The following is a 23720-nucleotide window of genomic DNA, read 5'->3' as shown; positions in this document are numbered from 1 at the left end:
CCGACGAACACTCCTTGGTACGATGGGCGGTGGTATGGCGGCACTCGCCGGATGTAGCAACATCGGTGGGTCGTCGAACAGCACCGCTGCAGGACCGACTGCGACGCAGAGTCCCAGTTCGAGGTCAGATGTCCTGGAATCGATGACCTTCAAGCCAAAAGCTGGTGTCAGTCCCCAAGTCAAGGCCCATTTCAAACTTGCAGAGGACTCGAGGATTACCCGGATTGCGTTGATAAACGGGATGGGAAATGAGGTAAACCAAGCATTGATATCTGCCCGTGAGACTGTCGCCAACTTCGTTGTTGCGCGCCTTACTGACGACTCGTCCGAACGGATTACACAGGGAAAGAACACGCTGGTCCTCATCGGCGAACAGACGGAAGTTGAGATCCCGGTGACCTATTCGGCATCACTTGAACTCCGCGATGTCATCAGTCCAGATGACTCCACTGAACTCCCACCGCCAGAACGTGATGGGCGAAGACCGATCGGTCTTCTCGTCGAAAACACTGGGCAACACGCGGACATTGCTCGGCAAGTCATTTCGAAAGATGGGCCGCATCTAGAAGCGTTCGACAGTAAGACGTCGGACTATACCATCGATATGATGGTCAAACCGGGGTCGACAAAGCTGCTACCGGTGCGTACCTACCTCGCAGAAATTTTCGGCTGTCCAGAAAATCACACACGAGAAGCTACGTTGACACTGAAACCGGCGTTCAGTGATCCCGTTACCTTCACTCAGACGTTTAGCTACAGCTCTGATGGAGAGAATTCGTGTCAGATCTCGCTGAAAGGGGAGCAGAGCATCGTTGAACGAACACAGACCGAGGCACAGACAGAGTAACCGATGCCGAGTCAGACTCCGACTCCGGCGCCAACCGGAGGTCAAGGTAATGGGCTAGGAACTCTCAGAGACACGTTCTTCCAGTCACTACTTGATCTCCTCAACTTGTTTCCAGAGGAATTCGAGAGTTGGTTCCGGAAGTACGTGCTGGATGTCCTCATTGAGCCGCTCGTCGGCACTCCAGCGCCAGAGGGAGCTGGCGCGAGTGGACTGAATATTGCATTCAAGAGCGCCGTAAACAGTCCGTGGAATACGCTCATAGACACTCTTTACTTCGAATATATCGTGGGATTGGCGTTCGGAATTCAGCTTATTGTCCTTGCCGCAGTGGGGGTTCGCTATCAAGCGATCAACCCTGCAGTTCGAAAAAAGGTTGGCCGTCGGATGGTCTTGGCGTTCCTTGCTCTCTTCTTCTGGCTTCCAATTGCGTCCCTGTCATTGCAATTTTTTGATGTCCTTGGACAGAGCATCTCGACATTTACCACGGCCGAAAAAGGAGAGATAGTCACGGAACTGTTTGTCTTCGGAAAGTTGTCTCTCTTCTCGCCATCTGTCTCATTCCTTCTGCTATTCGCGTTGCTCTATATTTACGCGAAGGTGCTTGTGGTGTCGATCACCCGATGGATGGCGGTGATTCTCACCACATTAGCGATGCCGTTGGTAGCAACCTTCTGGGCGCTAGAAGTCTGGCCGTTCCAGAGCTTCAGTGGTCTCTCGAAGCAGATTGCAGGGACGTATCCCGGCGCTATCGCAGCGAGTATCCCAACAGCATTGCTCATTCGCCTCTCCATCGAAGTCAACAACTGGGGAGTGCCCGGCATAGGGCTGTTCATCAGCCCGCTCGTTCTGTTGCTTTGTGCGAAACTGCAGAAGGCGATGCTCCAGAAGAGCAGCCCGACACTCGTCAAACTCAGCGACAAAGCAGTCGCAGCGGGCAAGAAACCTGCTAGCGTTGCTGGGACAGTCGGTGGGGCAGGATTGACTGCTGGGGCATATCTAGCAGGTGGGCCTGCTGCTGGCGGGACCGTCCAGGCCGCACAGGGTGTGCTGAAAGGTAATTCTCGGGATGCCGCTACTGGTGCGCGGATGGTTCATCGTGAGATGTCCGGCGCATCGTCCCCACCTTCGGGAAGTGGATCGTCTGGAGGCGGGCCATCTTCACCACCTTCGTCTGGTAGCGGTGGCGGCGGAAGCGGTGGTGGGAGTACAGGCAGCGTTGGCAGTACGGTCACTCCGCCATCCGGACCGAGCCAATCGGGAGCAACTGGTGGCGCATCCGGACGTACCCCGCCGACGAGTAGCAGCACCGGTGCCTCACACAGCGGCAGTGGCTCCACGGCCTCGTCCTCAGCGGGCGGCCGTTCGTCCACGCCGTCACCATCGTCTGGACAGTCAGCACACAGCGGCGCTCCTGCTCGCCCGACGCGAGCCATTCAGGATGGGGAGCCCGTGCCGAACCATACTGATACCGAGGTGTATCACCACGACGAGGAGTCTACACCAGACACCGAGCAAGAATTCGATTCCGTTGGCGACCGGCTGCGTGCGGAGTTGAAAACCGATGCCGACGTGCTCGGCCCCGAAGCCTACCGCCTTGACGACCAAGCAATGAATTCTCCACAGGAGACTACCGATGAGTAACTCGTCCAGCGAATTCAATACGAACATCATCCATGACGACCTCGGTGGCACCACCGAGTTCTGGGGCCAGTACACCTTCGGCGAACTGGTTCTGTTCATCTGTCCCGTCTTTGGCTACTTCGCACTCCTTGGCTTGCCGTTCGTCCCTGCCAGCTTCCTCTTGCCAGCGACAGGATTGCTGCTCGCGACCGAACTGGTACTGTTCGGCCTGCATCGTGCCCGACCCCGGTACTACCGACTGACCGAGTGGCTCGAAGTCCGTCTCCGGTGGGCACTCAAGAAGCCGGAGTACCTCTTCGGTGATGGCGCACAGGATACGCGGACGGTCACACGACTCGACCGCGTCCTCCCCCACGGTGTCAAACGGATCGACGGAGCGCATTGTGGTGCTGTGCAGGTCACGCCCGCCAACATGGCGCTCAAAGATGACGGCCAATGGGAGAAGGCTGTTCGCTCACTCACCGACTTAGCGAACTCCCTAGAGGGCAAGACGAACCTGTACGTCACTACGCGCGAGATTGACCGCGAAGCACACGTCACGGCCCACCAAGAGCGCCTCGACGACGCTGACACACAGCGATTGCCAATGCTTCGAGGCCTGTTGATGGAGTGGCTCAACCGCCACACGGACGGCGACAGTGAGCCCGTCGACGGGACCGAGATGGAGCGGGAATACTACATCATTGTCTCGGTCACCGACGCCGATATTGACGACATCGACCGCGAGTCCGCCTCACTGCTCGGGTCCCTAGAGTCGCTACCGGTCGTCGGCCGTGTCGCCGAGATGATTTCTTCGGATGGCCTCACTGAAAGTGAGCGGGACACGTACAAGGCGAAGAAACTGAAAGACAGAGTCGGCACGACCGCTCGGGCGGTCAACAGCCTCTATCGCTGTAGTGGAGACCCCGTCTCGCCACTGCAACTGGCGACGCTCACGAAGGAATACTGGGCCTGTGAATCACAGTCCTTCGGCAACCTCGACGAAACCACGGGCCTCTCACCGGTCCACTACTCTCGGTCGCAAGAGGCCGACGCACTGGACCTCGACATTGAGGACCTCGAAGGGGGTGAGGTGCCCAACTTCGATGACGACGACGTCGGGGAAGTGCCGTCGGCGTTCAGCCGCCCGGGTAAAGAACAACGGTCGTGGATAGCGCCCTCCGCGATTGACTGGGAAGAAGACTACACGGTCATCGAGAGCGAGACGTACGCTCGAACGTTCTGGGTCGAAACGTTCCCGGAGCACCCGACCAGCGGGATGCTCGAACGACTCTTGCTGGATACAGAGCTGAAAGCCGATGTCTCGATCCATATCGATCCGTACGACGCACAAGACGCGGTCTCGGCTATTTCCGAGTGGGTCTCCTCGCTACGCGTACTCCAAGAGGACGTTGGCGAACTAGACACGGAGGACCTCCAGCAGGACATCGAACGAGCGAAGTACATCCGGCAAGCCGTCCGGCGGAATCATGCCTCGCTCTACAGAGCTGGCGTGTTCATTCGCGTGACCGCCGACGGCAAAGAGGAGTTGCGCGAACAGACCAACCATCTGGAAACGCTGATGCGGGACTCGCCAGCGAACTGTTCGATCAAGCGGGCGACCCGCCGCCAGGAACAGGGACTGGTTACAGTGTCCCCACTGGGCGGAAACGAACTCGGTCATGACCGACTGTCGTCGATGACCGGCGAAGCCCTCGGGGCACTGTTCCCCTTCTCTTCAAATTACCTCCGGATGGCTGACGGAATTCGCTACGGCACGCACGATCACAACGATTCGACGGTGCTGATCGACCCGTGGGAGTTGGAGACTGGTCACTCGGAGCTAGTGACTGGAATGCCGGGCGGCGGGAAGACCCACGGAACACAGGCTCGGGGCTTGCGGATGATGAAGAAGCGGTCAGACGTCAAGCAGGTCTTCATCGACCCAGTCGGAGATATGCGCGGCAGCGCCGAACTGCTGGATGCCAAACGCATCACAGTCAGCGGGGAGACGCCGCTGAACCCATGTGAGATGCATCCGACGCCCCAGCACGTCCTTGATGCGTCGCCGGACATGGAGCCGGTCCTGGCAAAAATGGACGAAGTGTACGGGGTCATCATGAATTTCCTGACCTCACGGGATATCGCCCTCGAAATGCACAGCGGCCTGATCACGTTCCTGATTCAGACCATCTTCGAGCGGTCGGCCATCGACCCCGATGATCCGTCAACGCACACGCCGGCAAACTCGCCGACGATGCAAGACCTGCTGGACCTCATCGACGAGATTCAAGCAGAGCCGGGGATGTTCCCCGGCGCTGAAACGGAGAGTGCCAAGACGACGATTCGGGAGTACGCCGATGAACTCTCGGTGGCACTGCAACCGTTCCGCCGGGGCAGCACCTACGGCAACCTCGCCGAAGAGTCGAATCTGAATCTCATCGATAACGATAGCAAGGCCGTTTATCTCGATCTTCAGCAGGTCGAGGGCTCGGGTGATGGACTGGGCAAGCAGTCGTTCATCATGCAGTTGCTGCTCTCGACGCTGTATCAGCAGGCCAAGAACATGGAGACGAAGGTGGAGGTGATCATCGATGAGGCGCACTATCTCTTCGCCGACGACGCGAACCTCGCCTTCCTGAATCAGATCGCCCGCCATCAGCGCCACGCCGGAATTCGGCTGGTGATGCTCTCACAGACGCTCCAGGAGTTCTACGATGGTGATGCCGCTGAGGAAATTGCGGGGATGTGTCCGATCATGGTCCATCACCGTGAGCCAGAACTAGACGGTGAGACCGCCAAGCGGGCCGGGATGACCAGCGAGCAGCAACACTTTGTGAACAACGCAGAAGCGGGCAAGGAGTCGGTCGGGACTGACCAGGGCTACAGCGAAGCGCTGGTTCGAATTGACGAGCACGGCGACTATCCGGTGCAGGTCCGGACGTCGTGGGAAGAGAAACGGGTCATCGATCTCGATACCCACGAGAAAGACCCAGTAGACATCCTCATCGAGGAGCAGCCAGAGCGAATCGAAGCGTTCGAAGACTTCCTCAGCACCGAGGCGATGAAAGGCGTACTGGCCCACCATGGGCTAACGGTCGACCAAGCCGAGAACGTCCTTTCGGGACTCTCCGAGGAGGAACTGGTCAAAGCGATGTCGGTCGCGTTTGATCAGGCGACTGCCGACGAGACCGAAGAGACACAGGAACAGCGTTCGCCAACCGACGACGGAACTCTTCCAGATTCAATGACCGATACTGAGTCACAACTCCACGTGCAGCGCCAGACAGACAGCCCGTTTACCGGAACAGACGGAGCGCCCCACGAGAACGGAGGTGGATCGCATGAGTGAGCGTATCGCGTTCTATCCGCCGGAAGCCCAGAAGGAGATGATCGAGCGGATGGCCGATAGACAGGGAATGACTGTTTCCGAGTACTGTGTGGCCGCGCTCGATACGCAGGTCGCGCGGGATATCCGCTCCGAACGAGTGGCCGAAACGGCACTGGAACGACAGCTCGATGAGATGCAGCAGGCTCTCCAGGACGAGATAGCGAGCGCACTCTCGCCATCGACTGACGACAGCGAACTCCATGGAGTGGCGCTCTGGAACTTGCTTGGAACGGAGCGGCCCAGCGATGCACAGGCCGATGCCTTGGAGGAAGCATCGACCCGACTCGAAACGGGTGTAGAGAAACTGCGACAACAGGAGGAGGATGCATAATGCCAGAGCAAGCTCGCCTTCAGATCTATACGACCGAAGATGTCAACGAGAAAGTCGAACAGCGTGCCGACCGGGCCGATCTCTCGAAATCGAAATACTGCGAAATGGTGTTGAAAAAGCACCACGGGATGGAGCTGCGCGGTCGCCTCGCTCGCCATTCCGCTGACGAGGATATTATAGCGACCATCGACAACGCCGCCGACGATATCTCCACCTCGATTGAGGAGTTGCAAGTTGAGGCGACGCCGGATCTCGAACACATTCAATCACTGGAGACGATGTACGTCATTGCGCTGTGGGAACTGCTCAAGGAAGACTACAGCCCAGCCGAACGTGAAGCAGCCATCAAACGCGCGGCGCTGCAGATGAACGATGCTGCGGCGGACGCGAGCGCCATCGCCCAGACTGATGATGAGGAACAGCTGTCGCCCCTTGATCCGCTGCTGGCCTCGGATTCATGATCCTGAAAACGGACTTCCAGCGGAGTGGTGCGGGCAAGCTCCTGAAATATATTCGCCGAGACCGAGAGACAGACCAAGAAAAAGTGCCACTGCGGGATCGACTCGGGCGGGAGGCCGACAAACAACGTATCGAGCAGTTCCTTGAGCGAAGCAGCTGGTTCAACTTCCAGCGCCACCTCATTGTCTCTCCGGATCCCAGTGCCGAGTTCACGCCAGATGAAGTCAGCTCCAACACCCGTGAACTGTTGGAAAACGAGTTCGGGGGACAACCGACGACCGACTATGTCTACGCCGTGCATGATGACAGCGATATCGTGCATTCACATGTTGCTGCAACCGGGAACGAATCGGAATTACGGATGGATGCCGAGGAGTTAGAGCGGCTCCGAGGTCGTGCCAAAGAGGTATTCCGTGAACCGGAGCGACTCAAAGGGCGGACACCAGAACGGGACTCGGCACCCCTTCCCGACGATGCAACGCGTGACCAAGCGCAGACGCACAAAGCAGCGGAGTCTACTACGCCGGACCCTGACAGAGACCCAGAAACCACTCGGGAGCGTGACTTCGACTTCGGTGGCGGTCGGTAATGCCTCAGGACTCCCAGTCCTCGACGACACCGCCGGGACAGAAGCCCACCGAGTTGCCGTCGAGTCTGAAATACGACGAACCGGCGATGATTCTCTGGAGTGTGTTCATGCTGTTGGTCCCGCCGATGTGGGTAGATAGCGACAAAGCGCTCCACAGACGCTTCTGGGCGTGGCGATACATCTACTGTGGGTTCGCCATCGTAACGGGGCTGCTCTTCGCTGAGGTGCTGCTCAGCGGCAGCTGGCTGGTGGCTCTGATATTCCCCTTCGCCCACATCGTTGCAGCGGCTTCGGTCATCGGATTGTTCGCCGGCGTGCAGATTCCGGGTGTTGCCCCGCTCGTCGTTTCCTACGAGGTGGGCATCGGAATCTATGCCATCTCGGTGGTGTTGATTGGCGTCATCGATGTCGGCCGCCGTACCTCGCCTCGGTTGCTGACGCGGAACCCGTGGGATTGTGATGATGACGAATTGGCTGTCCCGTACGAGAGTGTCGAGTCCAAACACGACGATGCATCTTCATCGCCGACGCTCAAACAGGACGTTTCGACTGCCGTCCTCGGTGAGACAGGGAGTGGAAAATCCTCAGCGATGCAACTGCTGGCTTACCAGCTTCCCTACAATCGGGACACAGCGATCATCGCTCACGACGCTGGCGAAGAGTTCCAGCAGTTCTACGCGGATCTTGGCTTCGACGTCAAGCGCGTGGGGTTGGATGGTGATGTCACCTGGAACCTCTTCCAAGACGCCGACTCGACACAGGATTTTCGGGAAATTGCGGCAGCGATTTTCGGCAATCCATCGGGACACAATCCGTTCCACACGCCAGCCAAGCAGGTGTTCGAGGATATGCTGCGCTACCTGCATCTGGAAGCCCAGCGCAACAATCGTCGGGAGAATCTCTCGCATCTGGACATCGTCTCGTTGCTCGAAGAGGGGCGGGTTGGAATCTACGAAGCACTCGACAGCTATGACCAACTCGAAGCCGGGCACATAGATACCGACCAGGGAAAAGCCGCACAGAACGTCTACCAGACGCTCATCGAGTACACACGCCCGGTTTTCGTCGAGGACTTCGCTGAGCATGGCTCGTTCTCGCTGCGAGAGTATATCCGGAACCCGGACGGTCGGGTATTGATTGTTGATTCGATGCCGTCTCGGATGGCGACCCTCGGCCCAATGTTCCAGTTGCTGTTGGACTGGTCGATTCGCTTCGCGATGGAATCACCGAATCCGACGGTCCATGTTCTCGACGAAATCGACCAACTTCCGCCGCTCAACCAGATCACGAATCTCACGGCGCGGGGCCGGAAAGAGAAAGCACGGGCGCTGGTCGGTGTCCAGACCATCGGCCAACTCTCGGACACCTACAGCGACATCTCCGGAATCTTAGGCAACTGTCCGCAGGGCCTGTATTTCGGTCCGGGTGATACACAGTCAACGGAGTTCATTCGCAACGAGATTGGCGAGCGGCGAGTGCTGGATCGGACAGAAACCCACTCGATGTCTCGAAGTACCGGGTCGAAAACGCAGCGTTCGCAATCCCGTGAGAGCTTTCGAGAGACTGAGAAAGCGCCCATCACGCCGGGACAGTTACGTGACTTCGAACCTGGTGAATGTGTGACCGTCACGCGAACAAACTGGTGGTACGGACAGACACACGAACTGCACGAGGTTCGCTCTGGCCTACCCGAACGAGGTGCTGAATCTCCCGAGACGCCACGGCAAGAAGACCCCGACGGAGATGTCATCGAGACGGATAGCTGGCTGACCATGCTCAGACAGTTCATCGAGCACACGGGGGGTTCCACGGAAAGTGTGGATACTCAACCGGCCGCAACTGACGCTGATCCAGATGTCTGGGCTGCCAACGTTGAGGAGACACCATCGATTACGTATAGCGACCGCCGCTGGCAAGACGCCCTCTCTCGTCTGGATGTTGAGAGTGCCCCAGTTACGCGAGGACAGAACATCGACGCGCTCTCAGACCTCTGTGAGATGCTGGACCGGCGTGTGCTCGACTTGCCCGAAGGAGAAGGGACAACTCTTGAGATTCGCGAAATGCTCGTCGAACTTTATGCGGAAACTGGGCTGACACCAACCGAGACGCTTGACGCAGTCGAGCAACGAACGATGGTGCTCCAACTGAGCAACTCGTTCCGCGAGACCTATCGATCTGCTGCGGTGGAAAGTGACTCGGCTGCTAGCACGCCGGCGGGTGGCGAAACGGATGACTCCGAGACTCGCTTCGAAGCACACCCGGAGTCGCCACGACCGGCTGAGACAGATGAGACTCCCTCGCCAGCTGAAAGCGATGGGAGCGAAAAACATCAGTCTGCGGATACATCAGCAACTGGTGCAGCGACCCCGTCTGTAGCCGGCGGTGAGACCGAGGAAATAGACTCGAAGAGTGATGGTGACAACCAGTCCGCAGAGCCTGATTCAGGGACTTCATCTGCGGCTGAATCTAGCTCTGAGTCCGAGGCTTCGGACGACGATTTCGACGCGGCTGACTTCATGTAGCGCCCACCGTTCTTTGGTCGGTTGCGTTTTGTTGCACTCCAATTTTGTAGCCAGCTTTGTCTCGCTGTCCGGTTCGTAATTTGTGGTTCTACCATTCTAGCTAGCTTACTATTCTGTGTGTATCAGTAATGGCCTCGGTCTCCAGTGACCAGTGTCCGTTCCTCACACTGAGGCAGTTGGCTCTCAATTGGTAACATTCTCAGTAAAATCGTTTCTTCGGATGGTTATTTGATTGAAATCGCAAGACGACGCCGCTGGTAGTTACATCTATACAAGAAAATGTTGCCTGTGACTTGCCCTAATCGCCCGACGGCGGCCGGATAAGTCACAAGTAGCATGACCGTTTATCTTGCCCCACGAATTCGGCGGATAGTCGCGATAGTATTCGAACAAACATATCGAGATTAGGAGTGTTTTGTTGAGGGCGGTCGTCACACAGATCTCCCCCCGTCATCGATTTGTATTCCGGTGACTACTGAACCTCTCACAGATCAGAGATGAAGCCACCGCACACCGATGCGCCTAACCGGGAAGCACCTCGACAGATTAACCACTCCCGCTAGCGCCGGTACTGTGGACCACCCCCTGCCTCGGCTGGCTGGCAGACCCACGGGTGTCGCGCTTCGCTTGGTCCTAGAACGATGCCGCCCATCACCGTGAAACCGAGATACATCGTGCAGCGAAAATCAGTCTCACACCCTTAATCTTGGAGCTGTTGTCAGCACGCTCGTAGAGAATTCTCATCCCTATCTCGCCGACCTTCTCGGCGTCGAACTATCTGAATACCAATACTTTATTTCGGACCGACTGGAGAGTTCTCGCAGTCGTGAGATTCAGAGACTTCTCGTTCGGCTGCGCACTTCGCCACGATGTGAAGCACCGGCCTATGAGGAGGCTCCATCTTCCCTCTACTAGATGTAGACCACATCAACTGACCAGTGATACGAGTCTAGCGCTAACCAACACTAGCCAGCAAAAGATGAATTTGTTGGTTAGCGATGAGCCCCTCTCCCAGCGAAAAGGAGTCCGTCGCTATCGATGCACGCACTCCAGCAACAATTCATTCAGATACCCGGAGCTGCTGCTGGCCAAAATACGTAAGCCAATTCATATACTAGGCGGCCATAGCACTGAATTAATGTCGAGTGAGACAGTCTGGATCAAGAAACGTGGACCAGTCGGCGTCGGGACAACTATCCATATTCACACGGACCCAGACTGCCAGCCGCTGCAGCAGGCCACAGAAATTCGGGAAACAACGCGAGAGAAACTCCCCGACCACTGGCCCGACTGTTCGCTCTGTGCGGGCACCGCTGCTACGGGCGGCGTCCCAGAAGGTGAAAGCACCCACACGCGCCGGGACCGATTGGAAGAACTTGACCCAGACGATCTCTAATCTAGCTGGGACTCAGTTCTCACGGCTTGAATTATTGGCCACCCAACATTTACTATGGCAGCCACCACAACACGAGATAGCGCAACGACCGATCTCTAAGGGACTTCCCTGTGCATGACTCGTGATACGTCGATACTTGGCCGATGCCCGAATTGTGATGCGGATATTACTCCAGCGTGGCTCTTAGTCGAGTACGAGCAAGACGATGGGACGACAGGCATCTGGGCCGAGTGTCCAGCCTGTGAAGACGTCGTGAAACCCGAATAGCGGCCAGTCTCCGAGTAGCTTGCCGAGAAGCGCTAAACGGCATCACCTTTGTACGAATCGGGAACGGCTGTTCAGGGGTCGGACTTCGTACTTGAGAGTCGCTATGCAGACGAGGTCTCTGCAGACTCGAGGTACTTCTGCTCCCACTCTTGGCGGTCCTCGAGTTCACGGCGGCCGCGGCGAGTAAGCGTGTAGATGTTTGTTCGCCGATCTTGCGCACTTTTCTCGATGAGTCCTTTCTCAACGAGCGTATCGAGATTTGGATACAGTCGGCCGTGGTTGACCTCGCTCTCGTAGTACTCTTCGAGTTCTTCTTTGAGAGCAAGCCCGTGGGGCTCATCGCCACCGGCGATTACGTAGAGGAGGTCTCGTTGAAAGCCAGTCAAGTCGTACATATCTGTATCTAACTGGCACATAGCGCTCTCGCATATGTCTGTTGCCACCTCCTGCCCGCAGACGGGGCACCAGAGGAACTCGAACAGTGCCTCACTGTGTCGGTCAAGTACTTCGAGGGTCATAGGTTGACTAACCCAGCCGTCCCGGGCCACTACCTCGTGCCCGGCCGAAAAACAGCGTCCAGCGCTCACTCACTCCCGCTCAGCGCCGTAGACGATGCGTGAGGGAGCTTCGTACTCACAGTCGGGGCAGTCGTACCACCGCTGGACTTTCGCCCCGTCTGCCGCCTTCTCGCCGATGAGGACGTCGTCGTTCGGACACTCCGGGCAGTTGAGGTCCGGAGCCTGCCGCTTCCGGAGCTCGTCACGGAATGATTTCGCGTCCTTCGTCTCGTACCCCCGTGACCACACCGGATAGCCGTCGACGAGGATTGCCCCACGCCATTTGTACCGGTAGGAATCCGGCGCTCGGTGCAGGACAGCTCGCGCACCGGTCTCGGTGTTCCGATACGCGAGTGTCGGCGAGCGGCTCTCTCGTCGCCAGTTGGTGATGCGAGGCATTATTCAGTAGTGGACGTCAGCGGGTACGATCCAGAGCTCTTCACTCTCTTCGAGGAGTCGATCCAGCTGTCCACGGTGGCGAATGCCGGTTCCGTGTTCGGTGTACAGGAAGATCGTCGGGCCATCATAGGCGCCCACTTGGTGGAAGGCGTGCCGGGCGAGGTCCTCGTCGCGCATTATCTCCTCGTCGGAGAGTTCGTCGATGGCCTCTTTCACCCGGTCGAGATTGCGCTCGAACTCTTCCTTCGTCGCCTCCCAGCCACGCTCGACCAAGTCTTGGCCGTCATCGGAGTCGACGGGGGCTGCAGTCGGCAACTCTCCCCATCGCGCCTTCCCCGCAGCGGACGTGTCCCCCTCGTCGAAGGTCACGTAGTAATCGAAGACGACGCCGGCGTGTGGGTCCGCGCCGACCAGGCGGTCGAACACCGACTTTCCGGTGGCCAGGGCGTCGTCGTGCGTCGATGCCTCTACCAGTGCGTAAATCACCATGTGCATCTCGAACACCTCGGAACGCCGACGCTCCGGAGCTCGTTGCTCGCTCTCCCCGACTGCGCCGGCACCCATCGCCGGCGCTCGAAAAACATCTCCAAAAGAGGTGCTCACTGGCTATCGTTCTAGTACCAGATAGGAGGATGGGCAACTCAGTGGGCCCAAGTTATAGCAGGAACTATTACTTGTCCACCAACATCTACGTCATAAACAACTCACTATGGGTACTTTCTCCTCTATTCGGTCTATTCCATTTTCTGAATTCCTCATCTTTGGTCGATCCGAGACTAAGATTTTTGCTATCGTAGCTTGCGAGACAGTCTTCCTCGGGGCCACCTTCTTCGTCGCCACGCCTCCGTTCCTACCGATCCCCTTCAGTGACAGTGCAGCACTCCTTATAACAGGGCTTCTCACCGTTGTCCTCGCCGTTGCACTCTACGTCCTGCTTTCAGGCCTCGGATACCAGACCTACTCAGCCAAGTTCCACAGTCCCGACCACATCCTCAAATGCTGGGCAGCACACCTCGCTCTCTCAACCGTGGTCATCTACATCGGTTACCTGCTCCTCGTCTACCCGTACACAGGAAGCATCGTCCCCCAGCCAATCGACATCGGTATCGGAGCCGTATTCTCAACCGGTTACGCCATCTCGATAGCCGGGATCATCTACGGCGAGGACTATTTCTCCGACAACACCAACACGAAACCGGAAGACATCGACCAGTTCCTCACAGCAGCAGAAGACCTCAAAGAAAAACCGGAGCCAGAGATCGTCGACGAACCCGGCCAGCTGAGCCAGGCAGGTGACTCACTTCTTACAGGCCTCCAGACATCTAACCTGGAAGGAACCGGAGACCTCGCTTCAGACCTACAGGACTGGCTGGAGACGTTCAAGCAACGGGAACTGCAGGGGCAGAAAAAGATGGTAGGCGACCTCCCCAACAGCGATGCCCAGTTCTCCGTATGGGAGGACCGGTACAATGCTTTCCAAGACCTTGAAAAAGAGCTTAGGGAAATGGATAACTCGGCTTCACGTAGGGTAGTATTATCTGTCAGGGGTAAATAATCGTAGCATAACATGGAAAAGTACGCTGAAGACCGGGAATTTGGGCCTCCGGATAAGAAACCTCACAACGAGGGAATCTGCCTATTCAGCGACTCCAAAAGCTGCTACGGAGACGATCTAGAATCTATCCTAAACGAGATCACTCCCAAGATATCAGGCTACGAGGAGACTATCGTCGCAGATCCTCACGGAGAAGGCCTTGACTTGATGCGGGACGACCCTGTAGAGGCAGAAACAACGATCCTCAAGAGCAGTCTCTGGCTTGTCCACCACGAATGCATCATAGAAGACGGTCTCAAGGACGACTTCAGACGTGCGATAAACGCCACACCTCCTCGAACCCATGTCTGCATCCTGATCGATGCCCCGGAATCAGAGCATGAAGAGATCGAGGAAGACCTTGATGAGGTGACGGACAGTCAGAATGTCTTCACGGTCAAATCGAAGCCTGTCCTCAGGAACAGTATCAGGCAGTACCTCGATATGAACGCGAATCCGAAGAGAGGAAAAGAAGAGGTCATTGAATGGAACAACAACGTCTGTGACCTAATCGATGCAAGGAGCTGACCCCGGATGGTGAACGAAACACTCGCCCTGAAACGGATCGGAGAATGGGCGGACTTGTCCGGCGAAGAGTTCCATCTCTACTTGGATATCGCTGCGGATGTGCAAAGCGAGAAACTAGACGAACAGGAAGGTTCGGAGCGGCTTTCTGGAGAGCAGTATTTCGATTTCCTGAACGAACAGGTTCTACCTGACGAGCGTGTTATCGACGAGCTTGAGCTAGCAGGTCTTTCCGAAGAGAAACTGCAGAGATTCCGGGACGGCCAAGTGCCGATTCTGGAGTTGTACTCGGAACAGTACAAACTTGACTACGGCCTGGATCAGGTTGCGGACTTCGTGATGATGCTGAAGTTCGTCCGGGATTATATGAAGCTGACCGGAGAGGACAGTGTTGCACCTCGGAACCGGCTTCAGTATCTGCTGTACCTGGTGAACCTCGATCTGTCACAGGAGGATACTCTTCCAAACAGGTCGAATCGGACGGCTCTCGGAAACCTGGAGCACACCGGCTACCGATACAACTTTTCGAAGGGAAGCGGCCCGTATTCCCAGAAACTGTACCAGGACAAGAACCGGCTTTTCGCCCAATCTCTGCTTCATGAAGAGGTGATGGAGGAGCCGATTTCGGAGGGTGATGAACCCTATGAGATCTCGTTAGGAGAGAACGGTGAACGGTTGATAGCCAAGTACGGAAAGAAGCTGGATAACCTTGACAGTGTCTTACTGAAAGAATGGGATCTCCAGCAGAGAGACGTGATCAGGGAGCACGGTACGAAATCGATGGAGGAGCTGAAGGAACTGGTCAGGTCCATGCCCCAGTTCCAGGCCACCCCAAAGAACGAGGAATTGTTGAAGGCACGTCAACGGGACTTCGATGAGCCCGTGGATCCGATTCAGGAGTTGATGCTGAATGTCTAGTGAAGACCAGATCATCAAGGACATCTTGAACGAGGTAGAGAACAAGCCCAAGTTTACCGAAGAGGACAAAAAAGAATGCCGCCAGCTCCTTGAAAACCACTACAAGGACGTTTCTCTCGACGAGGAACTGCTCCATCTTGATAAGGCATCGGTACAGGATTTCGAGGCAGTAGAGAACAAGGAGATCCCATTCGGGGAGCAGGGAACGGTGTTGTATGGGGAGAATCTGACGGGGAAAACCAGTTTCATAGAGGCCTTAGAATACAATCTGATCGGGCTCCCTGATAGCGATCCGAAGAGTTCAGAGTTCGAGCTAACGAACTTGATCAGCAACGGAAAGTCCACCGCTCACACCAACACGTACTGGAACGTCAACGGAGACAAGTACAAGATCTACCGCACACTGAAGTGGGAGGGCAATTCGCTTACCGGCTACCCTCGTGTTACGAAGTCTCCTGAAGAGGGCGGTGAGGAGGAAGACCGGCGAGATAGTCAGGCCAAGGTTTCCGATATTCTCGGGATTCTGCCGTTAGAAGAGCGTCTCAGTGAACGCAGATGGGATCTCTATCGTATCATGGGACTCTTCTTCATCACCTCCAAGGACTGGCGGCTGTTCATGGACTGGAACAAGGCCTCCGACATGCTGGACATCCTCTTCCGGGTGAATCTTACGAACGTCATCAACGCCAGCGAGAACCGGATGGAGGAACAGTACAGTGTCTCCGAGGAAGCCAGGCAGGCCTCGATGTACGTTGAGGACCGTAGGAAAGAACTCAAGCAGGAAAGGAGAGAACTCGATGATCTGGAGAATGAACGGGATCGGATCAGTGCGACTCTCACCGATAAGCAGGATCAATTAGAGTCGGTTCGCCATACTCTCCGGGAGGAGACTGAGGAAGGTGTTGACACCGACGAGCTTCAATCCCAGAAGAGTTCCTTGGAGTCTAAAGAGGCTAATCTCCAACGGCAGCTCACGGACAAGGTCAATGAGTTAGCGAAAGTTCGCCGCCTCATCAACCGGTACGAAGATACAGATCTGAAGGAGGATATGGATGTTGTCGGGGACGAGGTTCGGAATCTGATGAGCGTCCCTGAGAAGTGCCCTATCTGTACTAACAAGGTAGAGAGCGAGGACCGTGCCCGTCTTCTGGAAGACCATCACTGTCCTCTGTGTCGCAAGGAAGTGCCCGATAAGCGGCTGCGGGTGGAGAAGGAGCACCAAGCTGAAGAATCTATTACGGCGATCCAGGAGAAGCAGCAGGAGCGATTAGAGGATCTGGAAGGTCAAAAAGAGGATATCCAGTTCGAGATCCAGTCACTGGAAGAACGGATTGAGGCCACGAACGAGCAAATTGAACAGTTGGAGGAGACGCTTGAGGAGGGTGAGGTTGCTGATCTTATCGATGAGCGTGAGGAGCTTGACCGAGAGGTCAGAGAACGGAAGGAGAAGCTGACGACGATCCAGGCCGAGATCGATACGAAGGAAGATCGGATAGAGGAGTTGGAGGAAGAGGTCGAGGAGCTGGAAATGCTGTACGAGGAGTACGAGCAGAATAATCGGAAGCGGCAGATGCTTTCCAGCTTCAATACGATCGTTCAGAGAAAACGGGACCAAGAGCGGCGGAGGCTGAAGAACAAGTTGTCCGATGTAATGCTTGAATTGACAGACTACTTCACTGATGGAACGTTCAGTGATGTCGACGACGTTGTGTTCCAGGACAAGGGGAAGTACACTTACGAGGTCCACCTGGAGGACGGCACTGTTCTTGATTCAACTGATCCTCAGGGAAGTACGTCGGAGGTTGTGCTTCACGCTCTCCTGTTCCACACAGCAATTTTGAAAGAGCTGAGCCAGTCAGATCGGAATCTGCCTCTTCGGCTGTTCGTTATTGACTCTGCCTTCGGGAAGGAGCAGGACAAGTACAATACGAGGGCGATAGCGAACTTCCTAAGCGAGCTTTCGAATATCTTGTCGGATTACCAGGTCATCATTTCGATGGCGGAGATCGGTATTGACACGAGTCCTTTCGAGGAGAATTACCGGTTTGAGCGATTCGACTAATTTGCTTTATCGGCTTCTTTAACGGTGATAGTTAGATCGCCCGACGCGTAGTCGGCCTTGAAGTCGACGGTGAACGTGTTTGACTCGTAGGCAGCGTGGTAGGCGCGGTGACGTTCGATCGAGCCAGTCGCCTTGAAGTGGAAGAACGCGGCCGCTGTGAAGGGCTTGCTCCGTGTTTCGACCTGCGACTCGACGGATGCGGGGAGCGCGATCTGGGGCGTCTCCGTGTCTATACTCGCAGCGAACTCCTTCGCTTCCTCGACGGTTGCTTGCGAATGTGCCGATGTCTCGCCGGTCAGCACGTTCACCGGGGTTTCTGTCTCGTCGGTGAACAGGACATTTTCGAAGGTGTGTGTCCCGAGGATCGCCTCGGGATCCAACTCGCAGTCGTGAAACGGGTCGTCCTCTGAGGTCATCGAATCACGAGCCTACGGCGGGGCTCACCCACTCCGACCCCTGAAAAACAGGACCTGCCACGAAGCAGATCGACCTAGGAGTGGTTCAGGCTCGCCTTCTCGAAGGGTGACTCTCCGGTCGGAATAAGCAGTTCCTGTCGGTCTCCGACCCGCTCGGCCAGCTTCCGTTTCAGGTACTGCCTCGCCGTCGACGGCGTGAAGACGCCCTTGTCGATCATGTCGCCGACGACGTCTTTGAGGGCCGCGAACTGTCCCTGCAGGTGGCCGTCGCCCACCGGCTCGCCGTCGTACCAGCGCACCGTCGCGAGCGCGTCGTTCCCGACCGTCTCTCCCTGTTCGACTGTCTCCGAGTCGTACTGTAGCCTGAACCACAGAGTCCGGTAGGCGGTCACCTCGAACGTCGTCGACACCACGAAGAACGCCTCGTGGTGGAGGTAGTCGAGATGGTCAGCGACGATCTCGTCGAGGGTGAGCCCGGTGGCGCGGGGCTTCGGCTCGACGACCGTCGACGGCCGATCCTCGCCGGTGAGGTAGCCGTCGACCGCATCTGCTTCGAGGCCATCGGCCAGTTCAGCCAGCAGCTGTTTCGCCCACTTGGAGTCGGTGTCGTCGAGGCGCGACGCGTCGCGGATGCCGTCCCCACGCTGGTCGTAGAGCCGCGTCGGGGCCTGCTCCTGACCCTCCGAGGCTTCCTGCCCGTGCCACCCAGTCCGGTCACGGGTGGCACTGAGAAGCCGCTCTCCCTCCTCTGACGCCACCTGTACCGCGTCGGGGAGTGAGGGCCATTGCTCGGCCAGCTGGCGCGCCGGCGCCTCGTCGAGATCGTAGATGAGCGTGTAGTCGTCGACGGCCGGCTCCGCCTCGTTGGCAGAGAGGAGGTTCGCCGCAGCACCGCCCTTCGCCACGGCGCCGTAGAACGTGGTCGACTCGACAACCAGGTGGCGATGCCGAGGACCGTCGTCGCCGCTGAATCGTCCGTGCTAGTCGCGTCACCCCCGAGATGGTTGGTGAGACAGAACCGGCATTTCGTCTGGCCGTCCGGGACTGAGGCCCCACAGCACCGGCACTCGCCGTCGGTGGCCGTCGGTGAATTGGGGTAGCCACCAGAGCTCGTCGCAACGCGTTGCCGCTGGGGGTCACCTTCACACCCGTCGTCCAGCCTCGTGTCCGGAATGTGGGACGTCTCGCCGGTCGGCCGCAGTTCTGCAAAGCCAGAATATCGGTTGTGAATCGGCTGGTTCATCGCTTCTGTCGGTATCGCATTTCAACGTCCGGCGCCCTTACTCGCAACGTACTCTCGATTATACAAGAGAGTACAAATATATATGAGAGTTCAGCGCCAACACTATCGTAAGAGGTGCCACACATGTCCGAATCTTCGCAAGATGGGGTCCAGTCGTGGACTGAGTCGATGAGCGCCCGCGACCGTATTCGAGCGGTCGCCGAGACGCTTCGCGAACCGCGGTCGGTCAACTGGATCAGCGAGCAGGCTGACGCCGCTTGGAGCACGACCAACGAGGAACTCCAGGATCTCGTCGACCAGGGCCAGCTGCGTCGCGTCGAGTCTGGAGAGACGACGCGATATCTGCCGGACTACACGCGACTGCTCTTCGAAGAGATTCGCACGCTCATCGAGGAAAACACTCGCGAGGAGCTACGCAACGAACTGGCTGCGATCACCGAAGAGATCGAGGAGTGGCAGGCGACCTACGACGTCGAGACATGGGAAGAGCTCGAACAGTCGCTCGCCGACGGTGACCTCGCAAGTGCCGAGCTCCGCGAGCGCCGCGACGTCATCGCGTTCTGGCGTGAGAACGAGGAGGATCGCCGCCTCATCAAGCACGCACTGGAACTCTACTCTGATGTCGAAGCCGCCCGCGAACAGATGACCGACGTAGCCAACCACGCCACGAGCTAATCCTCCTCTCTCACAGAATGATCTTTCTCGCCGGTCGCGACCGCTATACACAGCGGACTCTCCTCCGCGACGTTCACGACCGATTGACGAGACAGGCTGGCTGTGAGGACGTACGCTACCGCCCGTCTCGACGACGACCCCGGTACGTCATCGCGGATGTCGGTCCGACGACGTTCCTGAGTGACTCCTACGATGCGTCGACCGCACGACTCGAGATTCGCTTCTGGTACCCCGCTGGTGTCGACCACGAATACTACCGCATCAACTGGGTCGAACCGGACCGGAACCTGATGCTCGGTTTCCACCAGGACGCCGATCATCCGGACCTTGGGCCCTGTCACATCCAACTCAACCACGAAGACACGCCCGTCGCTCGGCATAGCGCGACGTTTCTCGATGCGCACCCCCTCGCTGTCCTCGATGACCGACTTCAGCAGTTCACGGCGGCGGTAGAGGCGATTCGCTGGGAGAATGGGGCGCCTTCGCTCCCTACCTGGCCCGTCTAGACTGTGAGTTCATCGAGCGTTTTGTGATGCGTCCGGATGGTCGTTGGCGTGACGTTCCCTGTCTCCGCGACGTCGCTTTGCGTCATCCACTTCCCCTGTTCCTGCCCCGCTTTGTAGAGGCAGGCCGCGGCGATGGCCTCGATGGATCTGCCACGAAGCAAATCCTCGTTCTGGGTGCTCCGGAAGAGCTGACACGCCTGGTCGCGGACCGAATCGGAGAGTTCGAGGGCACTCGCCAACCGACGCACTTCGCCCAGTCCGTGCGCGAGATTCCGTTCCGCTTTCGACCGCCAACGACCACGGGTCTGCTCACGGCGCATCCGCGCGAGTCGCCGCCGCTTCTGCCCGGAGAGTTCGTCCCCCTTCGCGTCGGTGCCGCGACCGATCTCTGTCGACAGGCCGCGATCGTGGCGAGCCGCAGTGAGTGGGGCGCCCGTTCGTTCCCGCTTCTCGTCGTCGTACGCCCGCCACTCCGGCCCGTGATCGATGCGCTGTTCGTCGATGACCAGGCCACAGTCCTCGCAGACCGTTTCGACCGCGTTCGTGGTGACTCGGCCGTCGCACTCGGGGCATTGGTTCGCACTCGATTCCGTTCGGACGTCTTCGTCGAATCCGCTCTCGTAGATTTCTCTGGTTGCCATCGTTCTCACCGTGTTCAGGAACCCGCCAGTTCGGCGCGCCCCTCACCCACTGAGGGGTCAAAAGAAACTACTCGAATTCGACGTTTGGATTAATATGCTGGGTGCTCTGCTGAACATTAGATGATCTCTCGAAGGGAATTTCTCCAGCAATCCGGCAGTGGAGCTGTTGCATTCAGTTTCCATGAAGATTGGTTCGAAACCGACCCTTCGGAGTATCCTCCACACCCATCGATTCCAACGAGCGTTCTCAAGGAACAAGGGTGGAGTTTGCGGGACGAAAAGCCGAGAAATCGGTTCAAACGGGAAGATGCGAAGTGGAGTACCAGCATCTACCAGTGGGATAGCCTACGAGAGAAAGTCCGTGAGGCAACTGGCGGTCAGATTGATATTCCTCCGGGTGGGCTCGTTGCATACCGAATAGGAGATACCTCGTCGGTCTTTGATAGCGACAATACATTCAACCTCCCATGGTTGGCTAAAAGAGAATTAGACGATCCCATCAAGAACCATTTCAAAAACTATCTCCACGAATTCTCTAAAACTGGGTTTACTACTGTCGGGGATATCGACTGGAGCCTCGCTCCGTTATTCGGGGTTCCTTCCAGTAGTGTAATGCAGGAATGCCTACCGAGTGGAACGCTTACTACAGAAAGTGTGGGATCTGTCCAGATACATCAATTCAACCTTGACTATGAACTGAATGATAGGAGTTCGAACACGAGCACCACGGTTGATATTCATACGGTAGATCTCGAATTCTTTGGATGGCTGGCTGGGTGGAGTCACAAACAGCACATCTTCGCCGTTGGGGGGATTCATCCTAACGCAACGGGGGACTACTGTGGTCTCGACAACCCGCATATCGAGGAGGCGTTAACGGAGGCACTTGATGAGCAAGTGCACCTGAACCTCGATGAGACACTCTACGGACGAATGCACACAGTAATGGGGAGTCTAGAGTGAATAGATTACTCCAGTCCTCCTACCCCTTCCCCGTCAATTCTCTCGAATGTGCAGTAGATTCTATCGCTTCCATTCGTCCCTGAACCAGTCGGTTGGCAGAGGCATAACCGGATCCTCAAGTTCGGCTTCCTTCATTCTCTCTTCGAAATGGACAGCCAGCGAGAGGTAAATTAAACCGGCCCGGGCGATCTTGAGCATCTCTATCCCAGACTCCATTAGCTCATCGTCGGTTATGGATTCTTTTAGCGAATCTTCAATTCCTCGTGTTTCCGACCCTGTGACTGGCTGTCGATGTACTTTCAGGTATCGGTGTTCGAGACCGTTTCGTATGCGTTCAATAGTGCTCGGAGCTATGTCAAGCGATTCCTCGACCTCGAATGGGCCTCCATAGAAGTCCTTCTTCAACCAGTAAAGTCCGTTCAACAACCAGTTTTCGGAGCCTTCGAACCGCTCGTGGAGGCCATCACTCCAGGATGTGTTCTCGTACCAGAGATTTCCGAATGAGACTGCTTCTTCGTGGTGTCCGAGATCAAGGTAATCATTTAGGAAGAACGCGATTTTATCGAAGATTGAATACGCAAGTCGGAGACCGGCCTTCATTTGCTCGGTGCCATATCCATAGGCCGGATAGTCCAACGTGTTCGCCAACGTAACTTCATGGTCAGAGAAATGGTCTTCACTGGCTTGGAGACCTTCATAGAACATGTACCTAGCCGAGACGTACTCCTGTTTCATCTGGTTATAGAGCCCAGGATAAGGAAGCTGCTCGTCGATTTCGGTGATGATCGATGGGAGATGGAACGTATCTTCTGCAACGGACGTATGTGTAGAGATGTCGTTGAGCGGATTCAAGAAGAGGCGGTTCGAAAGTACCCACTCTCGATATCTTCTTTCTTCGTCTTTGTCTCCGAGTGATTCCTCTTCGATTCTGTCGAAGCCAAGCCATTCAACATCGAATTCCTTGACACTCTGTTTGGTTTCGCGGAACCGATGAATCGCTTCGGGATGTAGCCTATCAGATGAGAGTGCGGCAGCCAAATCCTGATTTGCGGAGTGTAAAAATAATGCTGTCTCTCCTTCGTTATACAGAGCAGAGCCGTACCACACTTTGGTCATTCCTCGGTTTCCCAAAGCTTGCGGGTGATTTGGGTTCAGTGAGAGAGCAGATTCATATTTATCGAGGGCTTCTACTGCTCGCCCTGTAGAGTCAAGCGCGTTTCCTAGATTCACGAATCGCTTACGGACCTCTGCATCAGGAGTGGCTTGTATTCCATTTTCTTCTAAGGATTTTCTCAGAGCGACAATTTGTTCCCGGATATACTCGTTATCGGTGAACGCTGGCTCATTCTGAGTTTCCGGGTCTAGGATGTTCTGATACTGCTCGCCATTCGCTAACTGATAATGTGCGCGTGTCCGATTTCGAGGGCTGAGGTCGCGATTGAGGAACTTTTGGACTAAGTCAACACCCTCGACAACTGCATCCTGATAGCCAAGATCCCACGCTGTGTCAATGTAGTGGCCAGTCAGGTTTAGGTAGACTCTCCTATGAATTCGGTCCCATTCTTCAGAATCGCGGAGAAATTCTAGCCTCTCAGTTTTATTTGATTCTGGATCCCGCCGTAGAAGTTCGTGAAATTCATAGAGTGATTCGATTCCGTCTAGTGTCATATTGAGTGGAGTCGTACCGCTGACTTCTGAGCGTTTCGGGGTGGAGTAAGAAATCCACACTCAATGCGATACCGCCTAGAAATGGTAACCGGTCGTGGCCGCGGGCCGACTAGCGGGAGGCCGGGAGCGGT

At 56.5% G+C, this 23720-nt stretch carries 23 protein-coding genes and 1 pseudogene; 16 read left to right on the top strand and 8 right to left on the bottom strand.

Going from position 1 to position 23720, the window contains the following annotated elements:
- The first annotated feature begins 34 nt into the window (after positions 1–34).
- The 9 genes from EGH23_RS18450 to EGH23_RS27505 all read left to right on the top strand — a co-directional run bounded on the left by EGH23_RS18450 (position 35) and on the right by EGH23_RS27505 (position 11422).
- Positions 35–847, top strand: a complete 813-nt coding sequence (locus tag EGH23_RS18450) for a hypothetical protein (protein WP_220581452.1) — start codon at positions 35–37, stop codon at positions 845–847.
- Positions 848–850: 3 nt separating this feature from the next.
- Positions 851–2488 carry a TrbL/VirB6 family protein gene (locus EGH23_RS18445; protein WP_483867122.1) on the top strand — a complete coding sequence of 546 codons (1638 nt, stop codon included), beginning with the start codon at positions 851–853 and terminating at the stop codon, positions 2486–2488.
- Positions 2481–5819, top strand: coding sequence for a VirB4 family type IV secretion system protein (locus EGH23_RS18440; RefSeq protein WP_220581450.1), 3339 nt, complete (start codon positions 2481–2483; stop codon positions 5817–5819). The genes EGH23_RS18445 and EGH23_RS18440 overlap by 8 nt, the downstream gene beginning before the upstream one ends.
- Entirely contained in the window at positions 5812–6189 is a 378-nt protein-coding gene (locus EGH23_RS18435; RefSeq protein WP_220581449.1) for a hypothetical protein, read from the top strand. The genes EGH23_RS18440 and EGH23_RS18435 overlap by 8 nt, the downstream gene beginning before the upstream one ends.
- Positions 6189–6650 carry a hypothetical protein gene (locus EGH23_RS18430; protein ID WP_220581448.1) on the top strand — a complete coding sequence of 154 codons (462 nt, stop codon included), beginning with the start codon at positions 6189–6191 and terminating at the stop codon, positions 6648–6650. The genes EGH23_RS18435 and EGH23_RS18430 overlap by 1 nt, the downstream gene beginning before the upstream one ends.
- Positions 6647–7237, top strand: a complete 591-nt coding sequence (locus tag EGH23_RS18425; RefSeq protein ID WP_220581447.1) for a relaxase/mobilization nuclease domain-containing protein — start codon at positions 6647–6649, stop codon at positions 7235–7237. The genes EGH23_RS18430 and EGH23_RS18425 overlap by 4 nt, the downstream gene beginning before the upstream one ends.
- Positions 7238–7461: 224 nt before the next feature.
- Complete coding sequence (locus tag EGH23_RS18420) at positions 7462–9759, top strand: type IV secretion system DNA-binding domain-containing protein (RefSeq protein WP_328766434.1); 2298 nt, start codon at positions 7462–7464, stop codon at positions 9757–9759.
- 1138 nt (positions 9760–10897) lie between these two features.
- Positions 10898–11155, top strand: a complete 258-nt coding sequence (locus EGH23_RS18415) for a hypothetical protein (RefSeq protein ID WP_220581445.1) — start codon at positions 10898–10900, stop codon at positions 11153–11155.
- A 114-nt stretch (positions 11156–11269) separates the two neighbouring features.
- On the top strand, positions 11270–11422 hold the full coding sequence (locus EGH23_RS27505) for a DUF7837 family putative zinc-binding protein (RefSeq protein WP_483867121.1): 153 nt from the start codon (positions 11270–11272) through the stop codon (positions 11420–11422).
- Positions 11423–11523: 101 nt separating this feature from the next.
- Here the strand turns inward: EGH23_RS27505 and EGH23_RS18410 are convergent, their stop codons facing one another.
- The 4 genes and pseudogenes from EGH23_RS18410 to EGH23_RS18400 form a co-directional block, all read right to left on the bottom strand.
- Positions 11524–11817 (bottom strand): PadR family transcriptional regulator, encoded by a 294-nt coding sequence (locus EGH23_RS18410; RefSeq protein ID WP_220581500.1) that lies wholly within the window; start codon positions 11815–11817, stop codon positions 11524–11526.
- A 72-nt stretch (positions 11818–11889) separates the two neighbouring features.
- Positions 11890–11940 (bottom strand): annotated as a pseudogene (locus EGH23_RS27250) (DUF7567 family protein); the annotation flags it as partial.
- Positions 11941–12009: 69 nt separating this feature from the next.
- Positions 12010–12378, bottom strand: a complete 369-nt coding sequence (locus EGH23_RS18405; RefSeq protein WP_220581444.1) for a DUF7568 family protein — start codon at positions 12376–12378, stop codon at positions 12010–12012.
- 3 nt (positions 12379–12381) lie between these two features.
- A complete protein-coding gene (locus EGH23_RS18400; protein WP_220581499.1) occupies positions 12382–12873 on the bottom strand; it encodes a DUF7995 family protein in 492 nt (163 codons plus the stop codon).
- A 214-nt stretch (positions 12874–13087) separates the two neighbouring features.
- Between EGH23_RS18400 and EGH23_RS18395 the strand changes: the two genes are divergently transcribed.
- The 4 genes from EGH23_RS18395 to EGH23_RS18380 are packed head-to-tail and all read left to right on the top strand — an operon-like array spanning position 13088 to position 17477.
- Entirely contained in the window at positions 13088–13933 is an 846-nt protein-coding gene (locus tag EGH23_RS18395) for a hypothetical protein (RefSeq protein WP_220581443.1), read from the top strand.
- Positions 13934–13945: 12 nt separating this feature from the next.
- Positions 13946–14500 carry a hypothetical protein gene (locus tag EGH23_RS18390; RefSeq protein WP_220581442.1) on the top strand — a complete coding sequence of 185 codons (555 nt, stop codon included), beginning with the start codon at positions 13946–13948 and terminating at the stop codon, positions 14498–14500.
- A 6-nt stretch (positions 14501–14506) separates the two neighbouring features.
- Positions 14507–15415: a hypothetical protein gene (locus EGH23_RS18385; protein ID WP_220581441.1), complete on the top strand. Its 909-nt coding sequence runs from the start codon at positions 14507–14509 to the stop codon at positions 15413–15415.
- Positions 15408–17477: an SMC family protein gene (locus tag EGH23_RS18380; RefSeq protein ID WP_220581440.1), complete on the top strand. Its 2070-nt coding sequence runs from the start codon at positions 15408–15410 to the stop codon at positions 17475–17477. The genes EGH23_RS18385 and EGH23_RS18380 overlap by 8 nt, the downstream gene beginning before the upstream one ends.
- Here EGH23_RS18380 and EGH23_RS18375 read toward each other — a convergent pair.
- Both EGH23_RS18375 and EGH23_RS18370 read right to left on the bottom strand, forming a co-directional pair.
- The gene (locus EGH23_RS18375) at positions 17474–17893 is read right to left on the bottom strand and encodes a DUF8025 family protein (protein ID WP_220581439.1); all 420 of its coding nucleotides are present in this window, start codon (positions 17891–17893) and stop codon (positions 17474–17476) included. The genes EGH23_RS18380 and EGH23_RS18375 overlap by 4 nt on opposite strands.
- A 74-nt stretch (positions 17894–17967) precedes the next feature.
- Positions 17968–18798, bottom strand: coding sequence for a DUF6735 family protein (locus EGH23_RS18370; protein WP_328766428.1), 831 nt, complete (start codon positions 18796–18798; stop codon positions 17968–17970).
- Between the two features lie 461 nt (positions 18799–19259).
- On the opposite strand from EGH23_RS18370, the gene EGH23_RS18360 reads away from it, so the two are divergent.
- On the top strand, positions 19260–19811 hold the full coding sequence (locus tag EGH23_RS18360; protein WP_220581438.1) for a DUF7342 family protein: 552 nt from the start codon (positions 19260–19262) through the stop codon (positions 19809–19811).
- Positions 19812–19828: 17 nt separating this feature from the next.
- Positions 19829–20317, top strand: coding sequence for a hypothetical protein (locus EGH23_RS18355; protein ID WP_220581437.1), 489 nt, complete (start codon positions 19829–19831; stop codon positions 20315–20317).
- Here EGH23_RS18355 and EGH23_RS18350 read toward each other — a convergent pair.
- Positions 20314–20958 (bottom strand): transcription initiation factor IIB, encoded by a 645-nt coding sequence (locus EGH23_RS18350; RefSeq protein WP_220581436.1) that lies wholly within the window; start codon positions 20956–20958, stop codon positions 20314–20316. The two genes, EGH23_RS18355 and EGH23_RS18350, sit on opposite strands and share 4 nt — an antisense overlap.
- A gap of 120 nt (positions 20959–21078) precedes the next feature.
- On the opposite strand from EGH23_RS18350, the gene EGH23_RS18345 reads away from it, so the two are divergent.
- On the top strand, positions 21079–21921 hold the full coding sequence (locus EGH23_RS18345) for a hypothetical protein (protein WP_220581435.1): 843 nt from the start codon (positions 21079–21081) through the stop codon (positions 21919–21921).
- A 60-nt stretch (positions 21922–21981) separates the two neighbouring features.
- On the opposite strand, the gene EGH23_RS18340 is transcribed toward EGH23_RS18345, so the two are convergent.
- Positions 21982–23589 carry an LA2681 family HEPN domain-containing protein gene (locus EGH23_RS18340; RefSeq protein WP_220581434.1) on the bottom strand — a complete coding sequence of 536 codons (1608 nt, stop codon included), beginning with the start codon at positions 23587–23589 and terminating at the stop codon, positions 21982–21984.
- Between the last annotated feature and the right edge of the window lie 131 nt (positions 23590–23720).

It is taken from the genome of Haloarcula nitratireducens (assembly GCF_019599505.1).
The sequence above is the reverse complement of the archived record's forward strand: the minus strand, read 5'-3'. Positions and strand labels throughout refer to the sequence as shown.

Bases quoted from the DNA above. Each gene is read 5' to 3' on its own strand.
- EGH23_RS18450 (WP_220581452.1), top strand. From the start codon at position 35: ATGGCGGCACTCGCCGGATGTAGCAACATCGGTGGGTCGTCGAACAGC.
- EGH23_RS18380 (WP_220581440.1), top strand. From the start codon at position 15,408: ATGTCTAGTGAAGACCAGATCATCAAGGACATCTTGAACGAGGTAGAG.
- EGH23_RS18355 (WP_220581437.1), top strand. From the start codon at position 19,829: ATGATCTTTCTCGCCGGTCGCGACCGCTATACACAGCGGACTCTCCTC.
- EGH23_RS18435 (WP_220581449.1), top strand. From the start codon at position 5,812: ATGAGTGAGCGTATCGCGTTCTATCCGCCGGAAGCCCAGAAGGAGATG.
- EGH23_RS18345 (WP_220581435.1), top strand. From the start codon at position 21,079: ATGATCTCTCGAAGGGAATTTCTCCAGCAATCCGGCAGTGGAGCTGTT.
- EGH23_RS18340 (WP_220581434.1), bottom strand. From the start codon at position 23,589: ATGACACTAGACGGAATCGAATCACTCTATGAATTTCACGAACTTCTA.
- EGH23_RS18405 (WP_220581444.1), bottom strand. From the start codon at position 12,378: ATGCCTCGCATCACCAACTGGCGACGAGAGAGCCGCTCGCCGACACTC.
- EGH23_RS18425 (WP_220581447.1), top strand. From the start codon at position 6,647: ATGATCCTGAAAACGGACTTCCAGCGGAGTGGTGCGGGCAAGCTCCTG.
- EGH23_RS18350 (WP_220581436.1), bottom strand. From the start codon at position 20,958: ATGGCAACCAGAGAAATCTACGAGAGCGGATTCGACGAAGACGTCCGA.
- EGH23_RS18445 (WP_483867122.1), top strand. From the start codon at position 851: ATGCCGAGTCAGACTCCGACTCCGGCGCCAACCGGAGGTCAAGGTAAT.
- EGH23_RS18415 (WP_220581445.1), top strand. From the start codon at position 10,898: ATGTCGAGTGAGACAGTCTGGATCAAGAAACGTGGACCAGTCGGCGTC.
- EGH23_RS27505 (WP_483867121.1), top strand. From the start codon at position 11,270: ATGACTCGTGATACGTCGATACTTGGCCGATGCCCGAATTGTGATGCG.
- EGH23_RS18360 (WP_220581438.1), top strand. From the start codon at position 19,260: ATGTCCGAATCTTCGCAAGATGGGGTCCAGTCGTGGACTGAGTCGATG.
- EGH23_RS18410 (WP_220581500.1), bottom strand. From the start codon at position 11,817: ATGTACGACTTGACTGGCTTTCAACGAGACCTCCTCTACGTAATCGCC.
- EGH23_RS18375 (WP_220581439.1), bottom strand. From the start codon at position 17,893: ATGACCTCAGAGGACGACCCGTTTCACGACTGCGAGTTGGATCCCGAG.
- EGH23_RS18390 (WP_220581442.1), top strand. From the start codon at position 13,946: ATGGAAAAGTACGCTGAAGACCGGGAATTTGGGCCTCCGGATAAGAAA.
- EGH23_RS18440 (WP_220581450.1), top strand. From the start codon at position 2,481: ATGAGTAACTCGTCCAGCGAATTCAATACGAACATCATCCATGACGAC.
- EGH23_RS18395 (WP_220581443.1), top strand. From the start codon at position 13,088: ATGGGTACTTTCTCCTCTATTCGGTCTATTCCATTTTCTGAATTCCTC.
- EGH23_RS18430 (WP_220581448.1), top strand. From the start codon at position 6,189: ATGCCAGAGCAAGCTCGCCTTCAGATCTATACGACCGAAGATGTCAAC.
- EGH23_RS18400 (WP_220581499.1), bottom strand. From the start codon at position 12,873: ATGCACATGGTGATTTACGCACTGGTAGAGGCATCGACGCACGACGAC.
- EGH23_RS18385 (WP_220581441.1), top strand. From the start codon at position 14,507: ATGGTGAACGAAACACTCGCCCTGAAACGGATCGGAGAATGGGCGGAC.